Below are 17878 nucleotides of genomic sequence, written 5' to 3' on the forward strand. Positions count from 1 at the left end.
TTGCCCGGAGCGGGTTAACCGTAGAATGTCAGACGTGACCGACGCACGACAGCAGCTCATCGACTTCATCTCCGCCGAGGCCGTCTTCCACGGCGACTTCACGCTGACCAGCGGAAAGAAGGCCAGCTACTACGTCGACCTGCGCAAGGTGAGCCTCGACCACCGGGTGGCGCCCCTGATCGGCCAGGTCATGATCGACCTGATCGCGGAGGTCCCGGATGTGGTCGCCGTCGGCGGGATGACGATGGGCGCCGACCCGGTCGCCGCCGCGATCCTGCACCAGGGCGCGGCCCGCGGGCTCGCGTACGACGCGTTCGTCGTCCGCAAGGAGCCGAAGGACCACGGTCGCGGCAAGCAGGTCGAGGGCCCGGACCTCCAGGGCAAGCGCGTCATCGTGCTGGAGGACACGTCCACGACCGGGGGCTCCCCGCTGAAGGCCATCGAGGCCCTCAAGAAGGTCGGCGCGGAGATCGCCGGCGTCGCGGTGGTCGTCGACCGCAACACGGGCGCGCGCGAAGTCATCGAGTCGGCCGGCTACCCGTACTTCGCCGCCATCGGCCTCGAGGATCTGGGGCTGGAGTAGTGGCGGAACACCGCGAACCCCCGGCGGGCGACGAGCCGGATCGGGAGCAGGCGACGGAGCCAGAGGTGGGGAGCTCGGAGTGGTTCCTCGCGCAGCTCAGCGGCGGCCGCCCGTTGACGCGGCCGCAAGCGCCGGATGCGGAGAGCGCGGCCACGGAGGCTGGGCCCGGGGAGCCGGGTTCGGCTCCCGATGCTGCGCCGGTTGAGCAGGCCGCACCGGCCGCCCCCGCTGCTCCCGCCTCCTCCGCTCCCCCGGTGGAGTCTGAGTCTGCTTCGCCGGTCGGTGGCGTTCCGGCCGAAGCTGCCGCTCCGGCCGGTTCGGTACCGGTCTGGCCATTCGCCTCGCCGACCGCGGCTTCCGACGAGCCCCTGCCGCCGACGGAGCCTGCCGCGCCCGTCCCTTCGGCTCCCGCGTCCTCGTCCGCGTTCGAGGACCTCCTCCGCGAACCGCACACGCCTGAGTCCACGGCCGACGACAGTGCCGCCGCGCTGCCGGATGGAACACTCATCGCCCCGACCGCCCCCGGCTTCACCTGGAACCTGACGTCCCGCGATGCCGCGGCACCCGAGGTCCCGTCGCTGTTCGACGAGACCGAGGGCCCGGCCGGGGATGTGGACGCCGGGGATGGGGACGCCGAGGACGATGCTCCTCCCGTTCGTCGCTCGAACTTCGTCGAGCCGACCCCCTCGCAGCCGACGCCCGTTCCTCCGGCGGCGCCGGAGTCCGGCGCCGAGCCGGCGCACGCGGCACCCGGGCAGGGCTCGATTCCGGTGCCGGACGGCGCACCGGTGCCTGCGCCTGCACCGGCTGCAGATCAGCCCGCTACGACGCCGCCGGAGCCTGCGTCCGTGGCCGAGCCGACACCCGTGCCGACCGAGCCGGCTGCGCCCGCTGCGACGCCGCCGACTCAGGCGTTCGAACCCACCGGCTTCGTGGCCGCGTTGCGCATACCGCAGCCTCCGGAGGTCGGCGACCGCTTCTCCGGTCCCGATGAGGTTCTGGAGCCTGCCACGCCGGATCAGGCCGTGCCCGGCTTCCCCCGCCGCGAGCCGACAGCGCCCGAACCCGCGCCGTCCGGCGCAGTGGCACCCGGACCTGAAGCGGCGGGGCCTGATGCGCTCGAGCCGCCCGTTGCCGAGCCTGCCCCGACCGGCCCCATCGAGGGCCACGGCCTGGCGGCTCTGCTCGGAATGTTCGAGGAGGAGCGTCCCGCTCCGCGTCCGCTGCTCGGGGACACCACGGGCATCATCCCCATCCAGGCCCCTCCCCTGACCCGAAAGGACGCACTCCAGGCCGAGGCCGAAGCCCAAGCCCAGGCGGACGCCGACGAGCGCGCGCAGGCCGAGGCGCAGGCGCGAGCTGAGGCTCAGGCGGAGGCGCAGGCGCGAGCTGAGGCGCAGGCTCAGGCGGAGGCGCAGGCCAGAGCTGAGGCGCAGGCCAGGGCTGAGGCGCAGGCCAGGGCTGAGGCGCAGGCTCGAGCTGAGGCGCAGGCTCAGGCGCAGGCCGAGGCCTCTGAGCGCGCGCGTGCCGAGGAACAGGCCGCGGCAGCACGAGCCGAGGCCGAGGCTCAGGCGCGCGCCTGGGCGGCCGCCGGCGGCGCCAGCGACGGCCAGGACGTCGTGCCAACGCCGCCTCCCCTGAGCGAACCGGGCGTCGCGCCGGCCGGGTACGACGGGGCCGCCCAGACCGAGGCGGTCCTCGGCGCGCCGCCGTCTCCCGCGACCAGTCCGTTCGACGCGGAGGCGCTCGCCGCGGCCTCGGCTGCCGCACCGGATGTCTTCGCGCCCGTGACCGATCCGGCGTCGGAGCGCGCGGCGGACCTTCCCGTGTCCGCCGTGCCCGACGCCGCCAACGAGCCGGGCGATGACGAGCAGGACGGCATCGCCGAGCTCTTCGGCGACTTCGGCGTCAACGAGGAGTCCGACGACGGCGCCCACGATGAGGAGAACGGACACGCCCAGCGGCCGGCCGCCGAGGGCGGAAGCTTCCCCTCGTCCGCGGAAGCCGCTGAGGAGGGTGTGCCGTTCACCTTCGGCGAGTCGGCGGCCCAAGGCCGGCCCACGCCGGTCGGCGAGCCGGCCGAGCGTGTTCAGCCGTCGTCCTTCGCCGTGCCGGTCGCGCCGGTCGAGCCGGTCGAGCCTGTCGAGCCGTCGTCCTCTGAGCCGGTGGCGGACGGGGCGCTTCCGACGTTCGGCATGCCCTCCGGACCGGCCGATCAGGCGCCGAATGGGGACGGGGCCGACGCCCTTCTCCCCGCGGCCGCGCTGGGGATGGACGCCATCCTCTTCCCCGAGCTCGCGACTGAGCAGGAGCAGGACGTTCCCCCGGAGTCCGATGCGCTTCCGCGTCACGAGGCCTCGGCGCATCACGCCCCGTCGTCGGTGGACGGCGCCGAGTTCGCCTTCGACGCCCCGTCGGCCGGGCTGGAGGGTCCGCAGGTCGGTTCGGGGACGAGCGGTTTCGACGCCCTCCTGACGCCCACGGTGGCCTTCGACGCGCTGGACACGCCGACCGTCGCGTTCGACGCCGCCGCCGCAGCCCGCGACACGACTCCGCCTGTCCGCGACGCTCAGCCGACATCCGCCGCCGACTCGGTCTCCGGCGCCTCCGCACCCCCCACCTCCGCACCCCCGGCCCCGCCTTCCGAACAGCCCCCCACCAACCGCCGCCTCTTCCTCATCCTCGGCGTCCTCGCGGTGCTGCTCGTCCTGGTCGGCCTGTTCGCGCTCGGCACCCGCCTCCCGTCGCTGTTCGGCGCGCCCGCGGGCGCCCCGAAGGCCTCGACGTCCACGACCCCGTCGGCCACCCCGACGCCGACGCCGACGCCCACGCCGACTCCCACCGTCAGCCCGAAGCCGGCCGCGGCGGTAGGGCCGGGCACCCACGCGTGGAACACGCTCGGCGGCGGCGAGTGCGTTCAGCCGTACACCAGCCCGTGGGCGGAGACGTTCACCGTCGTGGACTGCACGGCCCCGCACTCCGCGCAGCTCGTCTACACCAACCTGGTCTCCGCCGACCCCGCAGCGCCCTACCCGGGCACCGATGCGCTCGCGCAGCAGATCAACACCCTGTGCACGGCCTCAGGCGTGATCGACCTCAACGCCGCCGCCGCGTACCCGGACCTCCAGGTGCAGGGCGCATTCCCGGCGACCGAGGCGCAGTGGAAGAGCGGGCAGCGGTCCTACTACTGTTTCGCGAACCGCTCCAGCGGCCAGCCGCTGACGTCCACCGTGGCGGGGCCGGGTCCGACCGGCTGACCGGCGCGCCGACTCAGAGGTCCGACTCGACCGGCACCGACGCGACCAACTCCTTCACGCCGGACAGGATCTCGTCCGGACGGAACGGGTAGCGGTCGATCTCCGCCTGGTCGCTGATCCCGGTCAGAACGAGGATCGTGTGGAGGCCGGCCTCGATGCCGGCGACGACGTCGGTGTCCATCCGGTCGCCGATCATCGCGGTGTTCTCGGAGTGCGCGCCGATGCGGTTGAGCGCAGAGCGGAACATCATCGGGTTGGGCTTGCCCACCACGTACGGCTCCATGCCGCCGGTCGCCTTCGTGATCATCGCCGTGACCGCTCCGGTCGCGGGCAACGGACCCTCGGCGCTCGGGCCGGTGGCGTCCGGGTTGGTCGCGATGAAGCGCGCCCCCGCGCCGATCAGGCGGACGGCCTTCGTGATGGCGTCGAACGAGTAACTGCGGGTCTCCCCGACGACCACGTAGTCCGGGTTCGTGTCGGTCATGATGAAGCCGGCCTCGTGCAGGGCGGTCGTGAGCCCGGCCTCCCCGATGACGTAGGCGCTGCCTCCCGGCTTCTGCGACCGCAGGAAGTCGGCCGTCGCCAGCGCGGAGGTCCAGATCGACTCCTCCGGCACGTCGAGGCCGGAGGCGCGCAGCCGGGCCGCGAGGTCGCGCGGGGTGTAGATCGAGTTGTTGGTGAGCACCAGGAAGGGTGTGCCCTGGTCGCGCCACTGCTGGATCAGCTCGGACGCGCCGGGGAGCGCGGAGTTCTCGTGGACGAGGACGCCGTCCATGTCGGTCAGCCAGCATTCGATCTCGTCGCGTCGCGCCACGCAGGACCCCTTCCGATGGTGAAGTGACGCCACCAGCATATTGCCCGGGCGTTGCAGGAAGGTTTCGGTCCGCTGTCGGAGTGACGCGCAGCGCCGTCGAGCTGCATATTGCCCGGGCGTTGCAGGAAGGTTTCGGTCCGCTGTCGGAGTGACGCGCAGTGCCGCCAAGCCGCATCACGCCGGCCGGTACGGCGTGAGTTGCGCCTGCTTCGCCAGCGCGTACGCCGCGCTGCGGTCGGCATCGTCGGCCACGAACACCCGGCCGATGACCAGAGCGGCGCGATGGGGGACGTCGATGCGCGTCATCCCGCGCGGCGTCGTGCCGCCCCAGCCGGCGTCGCAGAGGAGGAAGTCCCCGGGACCCGTTCCCGTCGTGCGGGTGCCCACGTAGGCGAAATTGGAGCCGGAGACGGGATCGGTGAATTGGATGCTGAGGTAGCGGCCGGCCGAATCGGGCACGTGCAGCACCTGCGGACCGGCCGCGACCTCCAGCCAGCCGCCCAGGTACAGGAGGTCGTCGGCGCCGGTGGCGATGACGCTGCCTGCCGTGGCGGACTGCGACGCGCTCTCCGGTACGGCGTAGAGCGTGTTCACGGGTATCGGGCCGCCGCCCATCCCGCGCTTCGTGAAGACGCGCCTGAAGCCTCCGACCGTGATGCGCGGCCAGAAGTAGACGAACAGGAACGTTCCGGCCGCCCAGACGACCACCGCCGCGATGCCGAGGGGGACGATCGCGGCCGGGCCGCCATCCACGATGCGCCGGTACACGACCCAGCCGAAGATCACGAGGATGACGACGGTGATCGGGGTGGCGTACTTCAGGATCAGGCGATTCACGACCGCACCTCGACGACCGGCGGGAGCTGGTAGTCGCCGTCCAGGATCGCGCGCCCGGGAAGATAGGCGCGAAGCATGAGCGAGAACCGGCCCGGGGGAGTCGCCAGCCAGTTCAGCGCAGCATCCGGCGGTCGTTGCGCCTGCAGCAGGATCTCCAGCGAGCCGTCGGGCTCCGCGCGCAGACCCGACTGGCTGCCGAGGCTCGACCGTCCTCCCCGGGTTTCGACGATGTAGCCCGTCGGGTCCGTCGCGGTGAGCGACCAGAACGCGCCGTTCGGGGAAGACCGTCGGCCGCGAAACGCACCCGATAGCCACGGTCCCCGCTGAGCCGCGAGCCGGTGGCATCGGTGTTGGCGCTCCAGTACGCGGCCTCCTCGAAGCTGTTGACGACCGGCAGGGCCTTCTGCAGTGCGGCGCGGACCAGCAGCCCGTTTCCGGGACGGCCGGCACGGCGGATCGCCCGCCAGCCGTTCACGGTCGTCGTTTCGGACCTCGCCACGGCGTTCAGCAGCAGGACCGTGGTCACGTATGCGAACGTCGCGCCGATGATCACACCCTGGACGACGCCGGAATCGGCCAACCACCGGAAGAATCCGCCCACGGGGAAACCCTAGGCAGGGGAAGGGGCCGGGGCAAGCAGGGCTGTTTCGAAGAACACGGTCCTGCCCGGGCTGCCCGCGGCGGCTCCGGCTACGCTGAGTCGGTGAGTCCGGAGACCCCCCAGCCCAGCGACCTGCCGCCGTCCGCCGAGCTGACCACGCACGGCGTCGGCCCGTGGCCCGGCGAGTGGCCGGACGACGAGCGTTACGATCCCGAGCTGCTGCGGCACGGCGACACCCGCAACGTGATCGACCGCTACCGCTACTGGCGGATGGAGGCCGTGGTCGCGGACCTGGACCAGCATCGCCACCCGTTCCACGTTGCGATCGAGAACTGGCAGCACGACATGAACATCGGCTCCATCGTGCGCAGCGCGAACGCGTTCGCCGCCGACACCGTGCACATCATCGGCCGGCGACGGTGGAACAAGCGCGGCGCGATGGTCACCGACCGCTACCAGCACGTGGTCCACCACGACGACGTGGAGGCCTTCGTCGCCTGGGCGCGGGAGGCCGGCCTCCCGATCGTGGCGGTCGACAATGTGCCGGGCTCAGTGCTGATCGAGACGTACCGGATGCCGCGCGAGTGCGTGCTGCTGTTCGGCCAGGAGGGCCCCGGCCTCTCACCCGCCGCCCTGGAGGCCGCCGACATCGTCGTCGAGATCTCCCAGTTCGGCTCGACCCGCTCCATCAACGCGTCGGCCGCCGCCGCCGTCGCCATGCACGCCTGGATCCTCCAGCACGTCCCCTTCGACTAGCCATCGATTCCTCACTTTCTCCCGCAACACGCCGCGCGGAGGCGGGAGAAAGTGAGGAATCGATGGCGTCGGGTCAGCGGTTGGTGCGGCGGATGACGAGTTTGAGGGCGGACCAGTCGGCGGAGAGTGCGGCGACTTTGACGTCGACGAGCCCGCGGGCGAGCGCGGTGTCGCGGATGAGGTTCTCGTCGATGTCGCTGACATGGCCGGCGGCCTTCCGCGGCCACGCCGCCCAGATCATCCCGGCGGGGTGGATGCGCGGCGCCAGCGCGTCGAGCTCGGCGACGTAGTCGGCCGCCTCCCGGTAGAACGCGACGATGAGCCCGGCCGGCTCCGCCGATGAGGGTGCGAGCCACTCCACGTCCACGGGCCCGTCCTCCACGGGCACCGCCCAGCCCGGGTCGGCGTGCAGGAGCTGCGCGCGCATCCCGGGCTTGAGGCCGAGCTTCTTCCAGAGCGGCGTGCCCGAGTAGCCGGCGCCGCTCACACCGCGCCCTGCCAGCCGGCGTCCGCCGCGATCCGCGCGATCGCGTCGGCATCGAGGTCGTAGACCGTCGCGCCGTCGTCGGGTGCCGGCGCGCGCACGACATGTGCCCGTACTGCGCCGTCGGCGGGGAGCTCGACGAGTGCGAACCCGGCCCCGCGCTCGGCGCGCTCCGCGGGCGCGGCCAGAGCACGTCCGTCGTGTTGGCGACGGCGGGGGCCACCACGACCGGGATGTCCCCGGCGCCCGCCGAGGTGATGAGCGCGTGATGGTAGTGCCCGGCCAGGATCAGCCGCACATCCCCTTCCGAGCACGCCTCGAGCAGCGGGTCCGGGTCGACCAGCCGCAGCCTCTCGAACAGCCCCGTGGTCGGCGGGACCGGCGGATGGTGCAGCACCACGATGGTCCCGTTCGCGCTCGGCTCGGCGAGAACCTCCCGAAGCCGCGCGAGCCGGATGTCGCCGACCGTTCCGTAGCCGGCCCGAGCCACGGTCGTGTCGACCGTCACGACCCGGAAGCCGCGGACCGGGAGAACCCGCTCCCGCTCTCCGAGCACCTCCTCGAAGGCGTCAGGGAGGTCGTGGTTCCCGATCGCGTACGCGACCGCCGCCCCTCGTTCCGCCGCCCAGGGCTCCAGCCGCTCTCGCAGCAGCCGGTACGACGCCGCCGTCCCGTCGTCGGACAGGTCGCCGGACACCACCACCAGGTCCACCGTCTCCAGTTCGCCGGCGCGCACGAGCACCCGATCGAGCGCTTCGAGGGTGTCGACCAGCCCGTACTGGAGGCGGCCGTCGCCGTAGAGATGCGTGTCGCTGAGGTGGAGGATCCGGAGTCGGTCGGTCACGCCGCCCACCCTAGCGCCACGGTCCGACGCCAGCGAGGCTGCCGGCGCCTCAGCCGATCAGCGACGGCCGCAGGTCGCGCAGCGTGCGGAAGTGCGTCATCCGTGTCACCCCGATCGCCGACACGAGCAGCGCGATCAGCATCCACACCGCGAGGACGCCCGCGTCCGCCCACGCCGTCGCGGGGTTGCCGCCGTACATGAGCTGGCGGATGCCGTCGACGGCATATGACATCGGCAGCACGTGGTGGAGTGCCGCGAGCGGCCCCGGAAGCGTCTGCCACGGGAAGGTGCCACCCGCGGTGACGAGCTGCAGCACCATGAGCACGAGCCCGAGGAACTGCCCGACGCTCCCCAGCCAGACGTTGAGCGCGAGGATGATGGCCGCGAACGTCACCGACGCGAGCGCCATCATCCCGAACATGCCGAGCGGGTTATGGATGCCGAAGCCGAGCGCGCCCGAGACGATCGCGAACAGCCCGATCATCTGGACAGCGCCGAGCAGGCCCGGCGTGAGCCACCCGGCGAGCGTGATCTTCACCGGCGAGTGGAGGGCGGTGATCGCCCGCCGGGACACCGGCTTGACGATGAGGAACAACGCGTAGATGCCGATCCAGCCCGCGAGCGCGACGAAGAACGGCGCCAGGCCCGCGCCGTACGTACCGGCCGAGGTGACCGAGTCGTTCTTCAGGTTCACCGGGTCGGCGATCGTGGATGCCTGCTTCTTCTGGAGGGCGGGCGAGTTGTCCGGGATCTGAGCGACGCCCTTCGCGAGGCCGTCGTGGAGCTGGGTGGTGCCGTCGTGCAGCGTCGTGAGGCCGTCCCGGAGCTTCGCCGAACCGGTCGCCGCCGAGGCGGCTCCGCTCGCGAGCTGCGCGGCGCCGGCCTGCGCCTGCGACGCCCCGTCGGCGACCTGGGACGCCCCGGACGACACCTGCGCCGCCCCGGCGGCGACCTGGTCGGACCCTGCCGCGAGTCGGCTGACCTGCCCGACGGCGGACTGGATCTGCGTGTTGCCGGTCTGCACCTTCTGGTCGATGCCGTTGAGCCCGGCCTCCACCTGCGCGATCACGGCCGGCTCGACGTGCGACGCCTGGAGCTGCGCGATGAGCTGCTGCCCGGCGGCGGGCGCCTCGACCGCGAGCTGCGCCGCAGCCTGACCGGCCTGGGTGGCCTTGGCCGCGAGCCGGTCGTTCCCGGCAGCGACCTGGGAGGCGCCGGCGCTGACCTGGGCCGCGCCGTCGCGCACCTGCGCCGCGCCGGACGACAGGTCGCCGAGCTTGCTCGCCAGCGTCTGCGTCCCGCTCGCGAGCTGGGCGGTCCCGTCGGCGAGCCGGGCGGCCCCGCTCTGCGCGCCGGCGCTGCCGTCCATGAGCTGTGCGGCGCCGCCCTCCGCCTTCACCAGGCTGGTGCGGATGTCGGCGAGTCCGAGCAGGAAGCGCTGGGCGGCCTCCTCGTTCACCTGCTTGACGATGGAGGAGCGGATCTTCTCGGCCGCCTGCGTTCCGATGGTCGACGCCAGGTAGCTGTTGGTGTCGTTGGTGGTCAGGGTGACGATCGCGCGCTGCGGCGATGTTCCGGAGGCCGATGCGAGCGCTGTGGAGAAGTCGGACGGGAAGGTGATGCTGAAGTCGTACTTCGAGTCGTCCACGCCGGACGCGGCGGAGCCCGAGGCGACACGATGCCACTGGAAGGAGCCGTCCGCGATGAGCTGGTCGGCGACCTGGCTGCCGTAGTTCACGGTCTTGCCGTCGACGGTCGTGCCGGTATCGTCCACCACGATCGCCGCGGGGATGCGGTCGAGGTTCGCGTACGGGTTCTGGTTGGCCCAGAGGTAGAGGCCGCCGTAGAGCACCGGGACGCACATCAGGGCGATGAGCGCCACGATGGACATCGGGCTGGCGGTCAGGCGGCGGAACTCGGCCGCGATCATCTGGGGGATCTTCATGAATTCTCCACGATCAGGTCGCCCGATTCCGGACGGAACAGATCGTCGGTGTCGTCGCGTGCCGGGTCTTCGTCGAAAGTCTGAGGTACTGAGTCGGCGTCGTCGTCGCCGGTGAACTGCCGTGACACGAGCGCGGACGCCGCGATCGCCGCGGCGGAGGCATCGCCCGCGACGACGAGCACGGCGATGCCGCGCCCGGCGAGTTCGCGCGCGAACCGCCACCACTCCACAGGGTCACCGCCGTGCCGGTCGGGGGAGACGATCACGACGCCCTCGACGTCCTTCCGGAGCAGCGCCAGCTCGGTGAGGAGGCGGATGAGGACGGTCGGCGGGACGGTCCCGATCGCGTACCGGGCGTATTCGCCCGCGCCCAGCCCCGCGAGCCGGCGGCGCACCGCGAGCGGGTGGGAGGCGAGACCGGCGAACATCAGCTCCTCGGCGACGATCCCGGCCACGGTCACGTCGGACGCCGGCTCGCAGACGTCGGGAGCGTCGACCAGCGCGATGCGCCGGCGCATGGCACCGAAGTCGGTACGGCCGTCGATCGTGACCGTGCCGGAGTCGGGCCGCATCCGTCCGGACGCGATCAGCCCGAGCACGGTCGGCCGCTGCTCTGTCTCGGCGCGGGAGAGCGCGGCCTGGCCGGTCTCGAACGCGACCGAGGTCGCGGGGAGGGCGGCGTCGCGCGCTCCCTTGGCGACGGAGTCGAGGATGATCTTCATCGGGCGGTCGCCTCCGTGCCGGCAGAGGCGCCCTGCACGGCGTCGAACGCGAGCTCCGGCGTCGCCGCCAGCAACTCACCGGCCTCGCGCCATCCCATCCCCGCAGCGGACAGCGCGGCCAGGATGACCAGCCGGTGTCCGTCGCGGTCGGAGAGCTTCGTGCGCGTCGCCTCGTCGAGTACGGACACCGCCGCGTGCTCGATGAGCCGGGTGACGGTCTCCGTGTCGAGGTCGGTGCGGATCGTCCCGTCCGTCATCCCGCGGCCGACCGTGCCGCGCAGCCGTTCGCGTGCCGGGTCGAGCGCGCTGCCGACCAGCTCGCGGTGCGGCCCGCGCACGGCGAGGGCGGCGCTGACCCGGATGTGCTCCACCTCGGCCCAGAGCGTCGCGCCGAACAGCGCGATCTCGACGCGGGCGTCGGGATGCGACACCGGGTCGAGCAGTGCGGCCAGACGGGCGGCGCCGCGCGTGAACACGTCGATCAGCAGCTCGTCCCGGTTGGCGAAGTGGCCGTAGACCGCGCGCCGGCTGAGCCCCGCACGGGCCGCGATGGCTTCGAGGGAGGCGTCGATGTCCTCGTTGAGCGCGGCGGCGGCGGCGACCAGGAGGGCCTCCCGGTTCGCGGTCGCGTCGCGCCGTGGAGCGCGTGCGGGCGCGGCGGGGCGGGGCGCGGGGGTGGTGGGCATGGGACGATCGTACTCTTCTTGCACACAAGTGTGCAAGTTAAGCGATCATCGCGCGACCACCGCCCCTCCCGCGACCTTCGGCACCCGCACGCTGCGGCGCGCCGCGACGGCCGCCAGCGTGAGCGCGAGCGCCCCGACCGCGTAGACGAGCAGCGGTCCGACCGCGCCGAACGCCGCTCCCACGTCCCCGGTCGCCGCCGCCCGCAGCATCGCCAGTGCCGGCGCGGTCGGCAGGGCGGCCGCGATCGACGAGAGCGACGCGGGCACGGTCGACGACAGCCCCGCGGTCAGCGCCACGATCCCCACGACCAGCGTCACCAGCCGCCCGACGCCTCCGAACGCGGCCGCGAGCGCCTGGTTGAGCACGCCGAACACCGCCCCGATGACGGCCGCGGCCAGCGCGAACCCGAGCCAGACGTCCGGCCGCAGACCGAGCCCGAACTGCGCGGCGCCCGCGACCACGACGCCCTGAACAGCGCCGATCAGCGCCACCATCCCGGCCGACCGGAGCGCGATCAGCGCCGAGGGGGTCGTCGTGAGGAGCATCCGCGACGGCACGGCCCGCCGCGCCAGCACGGTCGCCATCCCGCCGAGCCAGAGCGCGAGGACCGCGTAGAGGGGAGCGTCCCCAGGCCCGTCGGCGGAGCCTTCTGGACCGCGACCACCGGCTGCGCGGCGACGGCGGAGAGCGTCGTCATGTCGCTGTCGCTGTAGGTCGGGATGGACTGGGTCGCCTGGGCCAGACCCGAGGCGAGTTGAGCTGCGCCCTGCGCCGTCTGGCTCGCGCCGGTCGCGGCGGACGCGGCGCCGGAGCTCACCTGCGCCGCGCCGGAGGCCGTCTGGTCCGCGCCAGTGGCGACCTGCGCGGCCCCGGACGCCGAAGCGTCGATCCCGTCGACGACCTCCGGAATCGCGCTCGCCAGAGCGGCATTGCCGGAGGCGACGGCGTTCGATCCCTGGGCGAAGGCCGACAGCCCGCTGTTCGCCTGCTGCAGCGTGGCGAGGGCCGCCGTGGCGCGTGAGCACAGCACAGCCGGACCCGTCCCGCAGAGCTGCGCGACCACCTGCGCGAACTGGGTCGTCGCGGAGTCGGCCCCTGCCGACACCTGGTCCGCGGCGCCCGCGAGCGCGGCCGAACCCGCTGCGAGCTGCTGTGTCTGCGTCGGCAGGGACTGCGTCTTGGCGCTCAGGGTGCCGAGGCCGGAGGCGAGCGACTGGGCGCCGGCATCCAGCGATTGCGCCCCCGTCGCCAGGGTGGTCGCGCCGCTCGCCAGCGACTGCGTCCCCTGCGCCAGTGTCGCCGCGCCGGACGACAGGGAGGCCGCGCCGGAGGCAGCGGACCCGATCTGCTGGTCGATCGTGTTGAAGCCCGCATACACGTTCTGCAGGTACTGGGCGGTGAGCTGCCGGTCGAGCGAGGCCGTCGCCGCCTGCGTGACCGCCGCGGCCAGAGCGGGATCGACCACTGCCGACGCCGGACTGGTCTGGACGGTCACCCTCGCCTGCTTCGCGCTCGCGGCGGCGCCTCCGATCGACGTCGCATCCGCCGAGAACGACGACGGGATGGTGAGCACCGCCGCGTACTGCCCGCCGGCCAGCCCGGACGCCGCGTCCGCGTCGTTGGTCAGCACCCAGGTGAAGTTCGTGGCGTCGGTGGACGGCGGCGCCTCCGTCGGGCTCGCGCTCCCGGAGGCCGAAACGGTCGAGGCGCCCGCGATCAGCGACCCGGCGAACTGACGTCCGAGCGGGATGGTCGTGCCGTTCCGGGTCACCGGGGTGTCGTCGTTGACCACGGCCGCGGTCACCCGGTCGAGGTGCTGGACGGGCGCGAGGAGCCCCCAGCCGAGCACGGTCGTCACGAGCAGCGGTGCGAGCGCGAGCCCGACCAGGGTGATCACGCGCGTGCGCTCGGTCCCGGCACGCGCGCCGAACGGCGCCCGGACGGCGGATGGATCGGTCATGGTGCGCTCCTGTCAGGAGGGGAGGTGCGGGTCGAGCGCCGCGTCGTCGCCGCGCGCATCGAGTGCGTGGGAGGGCGGCTGGGCGTGGCGGGGATGAGAGGGGAGGGGAGGGTCCGGCAGCAGATCCGCCACCCCCTCGGGCGATGTCGCAGCCAGCACCACCGCGGCCCCCGACTCCGCCACGCGCTGGAGCTCCACGGCAAGGGCTCGACGCTCCTCCCCGACCACGGCCTCGGCCCCGTCCACCACGACCACCGTCGGGCGGCCGGCCGCCGCATCGCGAACCGCCGCCACCGCGTCCGCCGCCCGGTTCAGCCGCGCGACCCCCGCGCGCGCCCGCACCGACGATCTCCGCACCGGCAGCAGCAGACCGTCCACCTTCATCCGTCCTGCCGTCAAGGGCGCACGTCCCGCAATGGCCAGCGCGAGCGCGGTGTGGCCCGGCCCGGTGACCACGATCGCCCCACCCGGCGGGACCAGCGCGTCGAGCGCGCCAGACCCTCTGGCTCGCGCGCCGTCCGCGGCCAGCGCGTACACGGTCCCCGGCTCGGGCCACCCGGCCGCGTCGAGCTCCGCCTGCACGCCCTCGCCCTCGATGTCGAGCACCGGCAGCGCACGGTCCCACGAGCGCGGCATCCACCACGTCGCCCTCCCGAACAGCACCAGCACCGCCGGGATGAGCGTCATCCGGACCGCGAACGCGTCCACCGCGACCCCGACCGCGAGGCCGAGCGCGATCGGCTGGATCTGCGCGTCGCCGCCGGGGATGAACGCCGCGAACACCGCGAACATGATGACCGCCGCGGCCGCGACCACCTTCGCCGACCCCTGGAAGCCCTGGTGGACGGAGTCCTTGGTGTCGGCGCCCCGGATGTGCTCCTCCCGCATCCGGCTGGCCAGGAACACCTCGTAGTCCATCGCGAGCCCGAACAGGACGCCCATGACGATGATCGGCATGAAGCTGATGATCGAGCCGACGTGCGCGACGCCCAGCGGCGCGGCGAGCCAGCCGCCCATGAAAACCAGGCTGGTCACCCCGAACGCCGCGCCGATGCTGAGGAGGTAGCCGAGCGCCGCCGTCACTGGCACGACGATCGACCGGAACACGATCGCCAGCAGCACCAGCGACAGCCCGACGACGAGGAGGGCGAACGGCAGCAGCGCCCCGCCGAGCCGAGACGAGATGTCGATGCCCGCCGCCGTGTACCCGGTGATGGAGAGGTCGATCCCGTACTCCCGCTGGAAGTGATCGTGCATCGACCGCAGCTTCGCCACGAGCGCCTGCGTCGCCTCCGAGTCGGGCGCGCCGGTCGGGACCACCTGCGCGATTCCGGTGTCCCCCGACTCGTTCGGCGTGGAGAGCGGGACCGCCGCGACGCCGGGCACCGTCTTCAACTCCGCACCGAGATCGGTCATCAGCCCGACGGGATCGGTGCTGCCTATCACGGAGCCGGTCGCGATGAGCGGACCGTTGAAGCCGGGGCCGAAGTGCTCGCCGATGAGGTCGTAGGCGATCCGCGCGGGCGCGTGCTCGTCGAGGGAGCCGGCGTCCGGGAGCGCGAGCCGGAGGGAGGCGGCCGGGAGTGCGACCAGCCCGAGCAGGGCGACGACGAGGACGACGGTGAGGATCGGGATGCGGGTGACCAGGCGCACCCAGAAGCCGGCGATCGGATGGGGGACCGTCGGCTTCGGTGCCTTCCCCGCCTTCGGTTCCTTCCTCGCCTTCCCCGCCTTCCGAGCGTCCCCGCCGGGACGGTACCGCTTCGCCACCACCCGCCTCCCCGCGAACCCCAGCAGCGCCGGCGTCAACGTCATCGAGATGAGAACGGCGATCGTCACCGCGAGCGCCGCCGCGACGCCCATCGTCGTGAGGAACGGGATCCCCGCCACGCTCAGCCCCACCAGCGCGACGATCACCGTGACCGCCGCGAACACCACGGCCGACCCGGCCGTCGCGACCGCGCGGGCGGCGGACTCCTCCGGCGCCATCCCGTGTTTCAGCTGTTCCTGGTGGCGGGAGATGATGAACAGCGCGTAGTCGATCCCGACCGCCAGCCCGAGCATGAGCGCCAGCAACGGCGTGGTGGAGGCGATGGTCAGCCAGTGCGTCGCCGCGAAGATCAGCGACAGGGACAGTCCGGCCCCGAGCAGCGCCGTGAGGAGCGGGAGGCTCGCCGCGATCACCGAGGCGAAGGTCGCGATCAGCACCGCGAAGGCGACCACGATCCCGAGCAGCTCGGTCACGCTGATCCCGGCGACCGTCTGCGAGAAGAGCTGGCCGCCCACGGCGACCTGCGACCCGGTCGGGAGGGCGGCCTCCAGGTCGCGTCCGGCGCGCTGGAGGGCGTCGGAGGTCGAGGGCAGCACCGCGGTCTGCGCGACGGAGAGCTGTACGGGCACGATGACCGCCGACCCGTCCGCCGCGATGTTGCCCGTCGACGGACCGCTGTAGGGGAGGAGGCCGAGGTCACCTGCGGGATCTTCGCGATCGCCGCCGCCGAGGACTCCACCGCGGACTGGAACGCCGGGTCGTGCACGTCCGAGCCCTTCGGCGCGACGGCGACGAGCTGGGCGGAGGTGCCGCTGACCTCGGGGAAGGTGCGTGCGAGCGCGTCCTGGGCCTCCTGCGACTCGGTGCCGGGGATGCTGAAGGTGTTGTCCGTCCCGTTGCTCAGGAGCGCCGCGCCGCCGAGCAGCAGCACGAGCGCTGCGAGCCAGAAGGCGAGCACCCGCCTGCGCGCTCGGAAAGCGGCGCGGCCCAGCAGGTACAGGAGCGACGACATCGGGGCCAATGTAGAGCGTTGCTCAGCTTCGCGACAATGCCCGTCTCACCGTCGCAAACATTCGTGCCGAATGTCGACTCTCCGCTCGCCATACTCGACATTCGTGCCGAATGCGAGGCGGGCGGCCCTTCGGGAAGGCTCCGGAACCCGGCGCGATAGGATCGAGTGCGACGGTCGTCCGCGAGGCGCCGACGCACTCCCGACATTCGAGAGGACGAAACGTGCCCGCGATAGTGATTATCGGCGCCCAGTGGGGCGACGAAGGCAAAGGTAAAGCCACCGACCTGCTCGGCAGCCGCATCGACTACGTCGTCAAGTTCAACGGCGGCAACAACGCCGGCCACACGGTCGTCGTCGGCGACGAGAAGTACGCGCTGCACCTGCTGCCGTCCGGCATCCTGACCGAGGGCGTCACGCCCGTCATCGCCAACGGCGTCGTCGTGGACCTCGAGGTGCTGTTCCAGGAGCTCGACGGCCTCATCGCCCGCGGCGTCGACGTGTCCCGCCTCAAGGTCTCCTCGAACGCGCACGTGATCACGCAGTACCACCGCACCATCGACAAGGTGACGGAGCGCTTCCTCGGCAAGCGCCAGATCGGCACGACTGGTCGCGGCATCGGCCCGACCTACGCCGACAAGATCAACCGTGTCGGCATCCGCATCCAGGACCTCTTCGACGAGAACATCCTGCGGCAGAAGGTGGAGGGCGCCCTCGACCAGAAGAACCACCTGCTGGTGAAGGTCTACAACCGCCGCGCCATCGGTGTGGACGAGGTCGTGGAAGAGCTGCTGAGCTACGCCGAGCGGCTGCGGCCGATGGTGGTCGACTCCTCGCTGCTGCTGCACCAGGCGCTGGTGGACGGCAAGTACGTGCTCTTCGAGGGCGGCCAGGCCACCATGCTGGACGTCGACCACGGCACGTACCCGTTCGTGACCTCCTCCAGCTCCACGGCCGGGGGCGCCGCGACCGGTTCGGGCATCGGCCCCAATCGCATCGACCGGGTGATCGGCATCGTGAAGGCGTACACCACGCGCGTCGGCGCCGGCCCGTTCCCGACCGAGCTGTTCGACGAGTGGGGCGAGTTCCTCCGCGAGCGCGGCTTCGAGTTCGGCACCACCACCGGCCGCCCGCGCCGCACCGGCTGGTACGACGCGCCCGTCGCGCGCTACACGGCCCGCATCAACGGCGTCACCGACTTCGTCCTCACCAAGCTGGACACCCTGACCGGCATCGAGCGCATCCCGGTCTGCGTCGCCTACGACGTGGACGGCGTCCGCCACGACGAGGTGCCGTCCTCGCAGACGGACTTCCACCACGCGGTGCCGGTCTACGAGGAGTTCCCCGGCTGGACCGAGGACATCAGCGGCGCCCGCACGTTCGAGGACCTCCCGAAGAACGCGCAGGACTACGTGCTCGCCCTGGAGGCCATCTCCGGCGCCCGCATCTCGGCGATCGGCGTGGGCCCGGCCCGCGACGAGATAGTCGTGCGGCACGACCTGGTGGACTGACGGGCCGAGTGGTCAGGCGCCGAGCAGAAGGGCGACCCCTTATCCCGGCTTGCGCGCCGTAACCCGGAATGACGACCCCGCTATTCCGGCTTGCGCC

Annotated in this window: 15 protein-coding genes and 1 pseudogene; 5 read left to right on the forward strand and 11 right to left on the reverse strand. The window is 72.5% G+C overall.

The genetic code is table 11. The annotated features are described in order from the left end of the window. The first annotated feature begins 34 nt into the window (after positions 1 to 34). Together pyrE and ACR5MH_RS17075 are read left to right on the forward strand one after the other, a co-directional pair. The gene (gene pyrE / locus ACR5MH_RS17070) at positions 35 to 583 is read left to right on the forward strand and encodes an orotate phosphoribosyltransferase (RefSeq protein ID WP_433861980.1); all 549 of its coding nucleotides are present in this window, start codon (positions 35 to 37) and stop codon (positions 581 to 583) included. 254 nt (positions 584 to 837) lie between these two features. After that, entirely contained in the window at positions 838 to 3840 is a 3003-nt protein-coding gene (locus ACR5MH_RS17075) for a septum formation family protein (RefSeq protein ID WP_433861981.1), read from the forward strand. Positions 3841 to 3853: 13 nt separating this feature from the next. On the opposite strand, the gene ACR5MH_RS17080 is transcribed toward ACR5MH_RS17075, so the two are convergent. From ACR5MH_RS17080 to ACR5MH_RS17090, 3 genes are all read right to left on the reverse strand, one after another. Beyond that, on the reverse strand, positions 3854 to 4654 hold the full coding sequence (locus tag ACR5MH_RS17080) for an HAD-IIA family hydrolase (RefSeq protein ID WP_431348279.1): 801 nt from the start codon (positions 4652 to 4654) through the stop codon (positions 3854 to 3856). A 174-nt stretch (positions 4655 to 4828) separates the two neighbouring features. Beyond that, positions 4829 to 5491, reverse strand: a complete 663-nt coding sequence (locus ACR5MH_RS17085; protein WP_431348280.1) for a DUF1254 domain-containing protein — start codon at positions 5489 to 5491, stop codon at positions 4829 to 4831. Then, positions 5488 to 6075, reverse strand: a complete 588-nt coding sequence (locus ACR5MH_RS17090; RefSeq protein ID WP_431348281.1) for a DUF1214 domain-containing protein — start codon at positions 6073 to 6075, stop codon at positions 5488 to 5490. Before ACR5MH_RS17090 ends, ACR5MH_RS17085 begins: the two co-directional genes overlap by 4 nt. Positions 6076 to 6194: 119 nt before the next feature. Here ACR5MH_RS17090 and ACR5MH_RS17095 point away from each other — a divergent pair, with 119 nt between their 5' ends. Beyond that, entirely contained in the window at positions 6195 to 6848 is a 654-nt protein-coding gene (locus tag ACR5MH_RS17095) for a TrmH family RNA methyltransferase (RefSeq protein WP_431348282.1), read from the forward strand. A gap of 73 nt (positions 6849 to 6921) precedes the next feature. Here ACR5MH_RS17095 and ACR5MH_RS17100 read toward each other — a convergent pair whose 3' ends face one another. Beyond that, positions 6922 to 7335: a DUF3052 family protein gene (locus ACR5MH_RS17100; RefSeq protein WP_431348283.1), complete on the reverse strand. Its 414-nt coding sequence runs from the start codon at positions 7333 to 7335 to the stop codon at positions 6922 to 6924. Positions 7336 to 7436: 101 nt separating this feature from the next. Between ACR5MH_RS17100 and ACR5MH_RS17105 the strand changes: the two genes are divergently transcribed. Continuing rightward, positions 7437 to 7601, forward strand: a complete 165-nt coding sequence (locus ACR5MH_RS17105) for a hypothetical protein (RefSeq protein WP_431348284.1) — start codon at positions 7437 to 7439, stop codon at positions 7599 to 7601. Between the two features lie 56 nt (positions 7602 to 7657). Here ACR5MH_RS17105 and ACR5MH_RS17110 read toward each other — a convergent pair. The 7 genes and pseudogenes from ACR5MH_RS17110 to ACR5MH_RS17140 all read right to left on the reverse strand — a co-directional run. Continuing rightward, positions 7658 to 8185, reverse strand: a pseudogene (locus tag ACR5MH_RS17110) (metallophosphoesterase); the annotation flags it as partial. A gap of 40 nt (positions 8186 to 8225) precedes the next feature. Beyond that, positions 8226 to 10121, reverse strand: coding sequence for a YhgE/Pip family protein (locus ACR5MH_RS17115; protein WP_431348285.1), 1896 nt, complete (start codon positions 10119 to 10121; stop codon positions 8226 to 8228). Further along, entirely contained in the window at positions 10118 to 10843 is a 726-nt protein-coding gene (locus ACR5MH_RS17120) for a hypothetical protein (RefSeq protein ID WP_433861982.1), read from the reverse strand. The genes ACR5MH_RS17115 and ACR5MH_RS17120 overlap by 4 nt, the downstream gene beginning before the upstream one ends. Continuing rightward, on the reverse strand, positions 10840 to 11529 hold the full coding sequence (locus ACR5MH_RS17125; RefSeq protein ID WP_431348287.1) for a TetR/AcrR family transcriptional regulator: 690 nt from the start codon (positions 11527 to 11529) through the stop codon (positions 10840 to 10842). Before ACR5MH_RS17125 ends, ACR5MH_RS17120 begins: the two co-directional genes overlap by 4 nt. A gap of 45 nt (positions 11530 to 11574) precedes the next feature. After that, the gene (locus ACR5MH_RS17130; protein WP_433861983.1) at positions 11575 to 12114 is read right to left on the reverse strand and encodes a hypothetical protein; all 540 of its coding nucleotides are present in this window, start codon (positions 12112 to 12114) and stop codon (positions 11575 to 11577) included. After that, complete coding sequence (locus tag ACR5MH_RS17135) at positions 12045 to 13490, reverse strand: YhgE/Pip domain-containing protein (protein WP_433861984.1); 1446 nt, start codon at positions 13488 to 13490, stop codon at positions 12045 to 12047. The genes ACR5MH_RS17130 and ACR5MH_RS17135 overlap by 70 nt, the downstream gene beginning before the upstream one ends. 12 nt (positions 13491 to 13502) lie before the next feature. Then, positions 13503 to 15890 (reverse strand): MMPL family transporter, encoded by a 2388-nt coding sequence (locus ACR5MH_RS17140; protein ID WP_433861985.1) that lies wholly within the window; start codon positions 15888 to 15890, stop codon positions 13503 to 13505. Between the two features lie 604 nt (positions 15891 to 16494). Here ACR5MH_RS17140 and ACR5MH_RS17145 point away from each other — a divergent pair. Further along, on the forward strand, positions 16495 to 17781 hold the full coding sequence (locus tag ACR5MH_RS17145) for an adenylosuccinate synthase (RefSeq protein WP_431348290.1): 1287 nt from the start codon (positions 16495 to 16497) through the stop codon (positions 17779 to 17781). Positions 17782 to 17878: the final 97 nt, after the last annotated feature.

Source organism: Streptomyces sp. L7 (assembly GCF_050990935.1).
Lineage (GTDB): Bacteria > Actinomycetota > Actinomycetes > Actinomycetales > Microbacteriaceae > Leifsonia.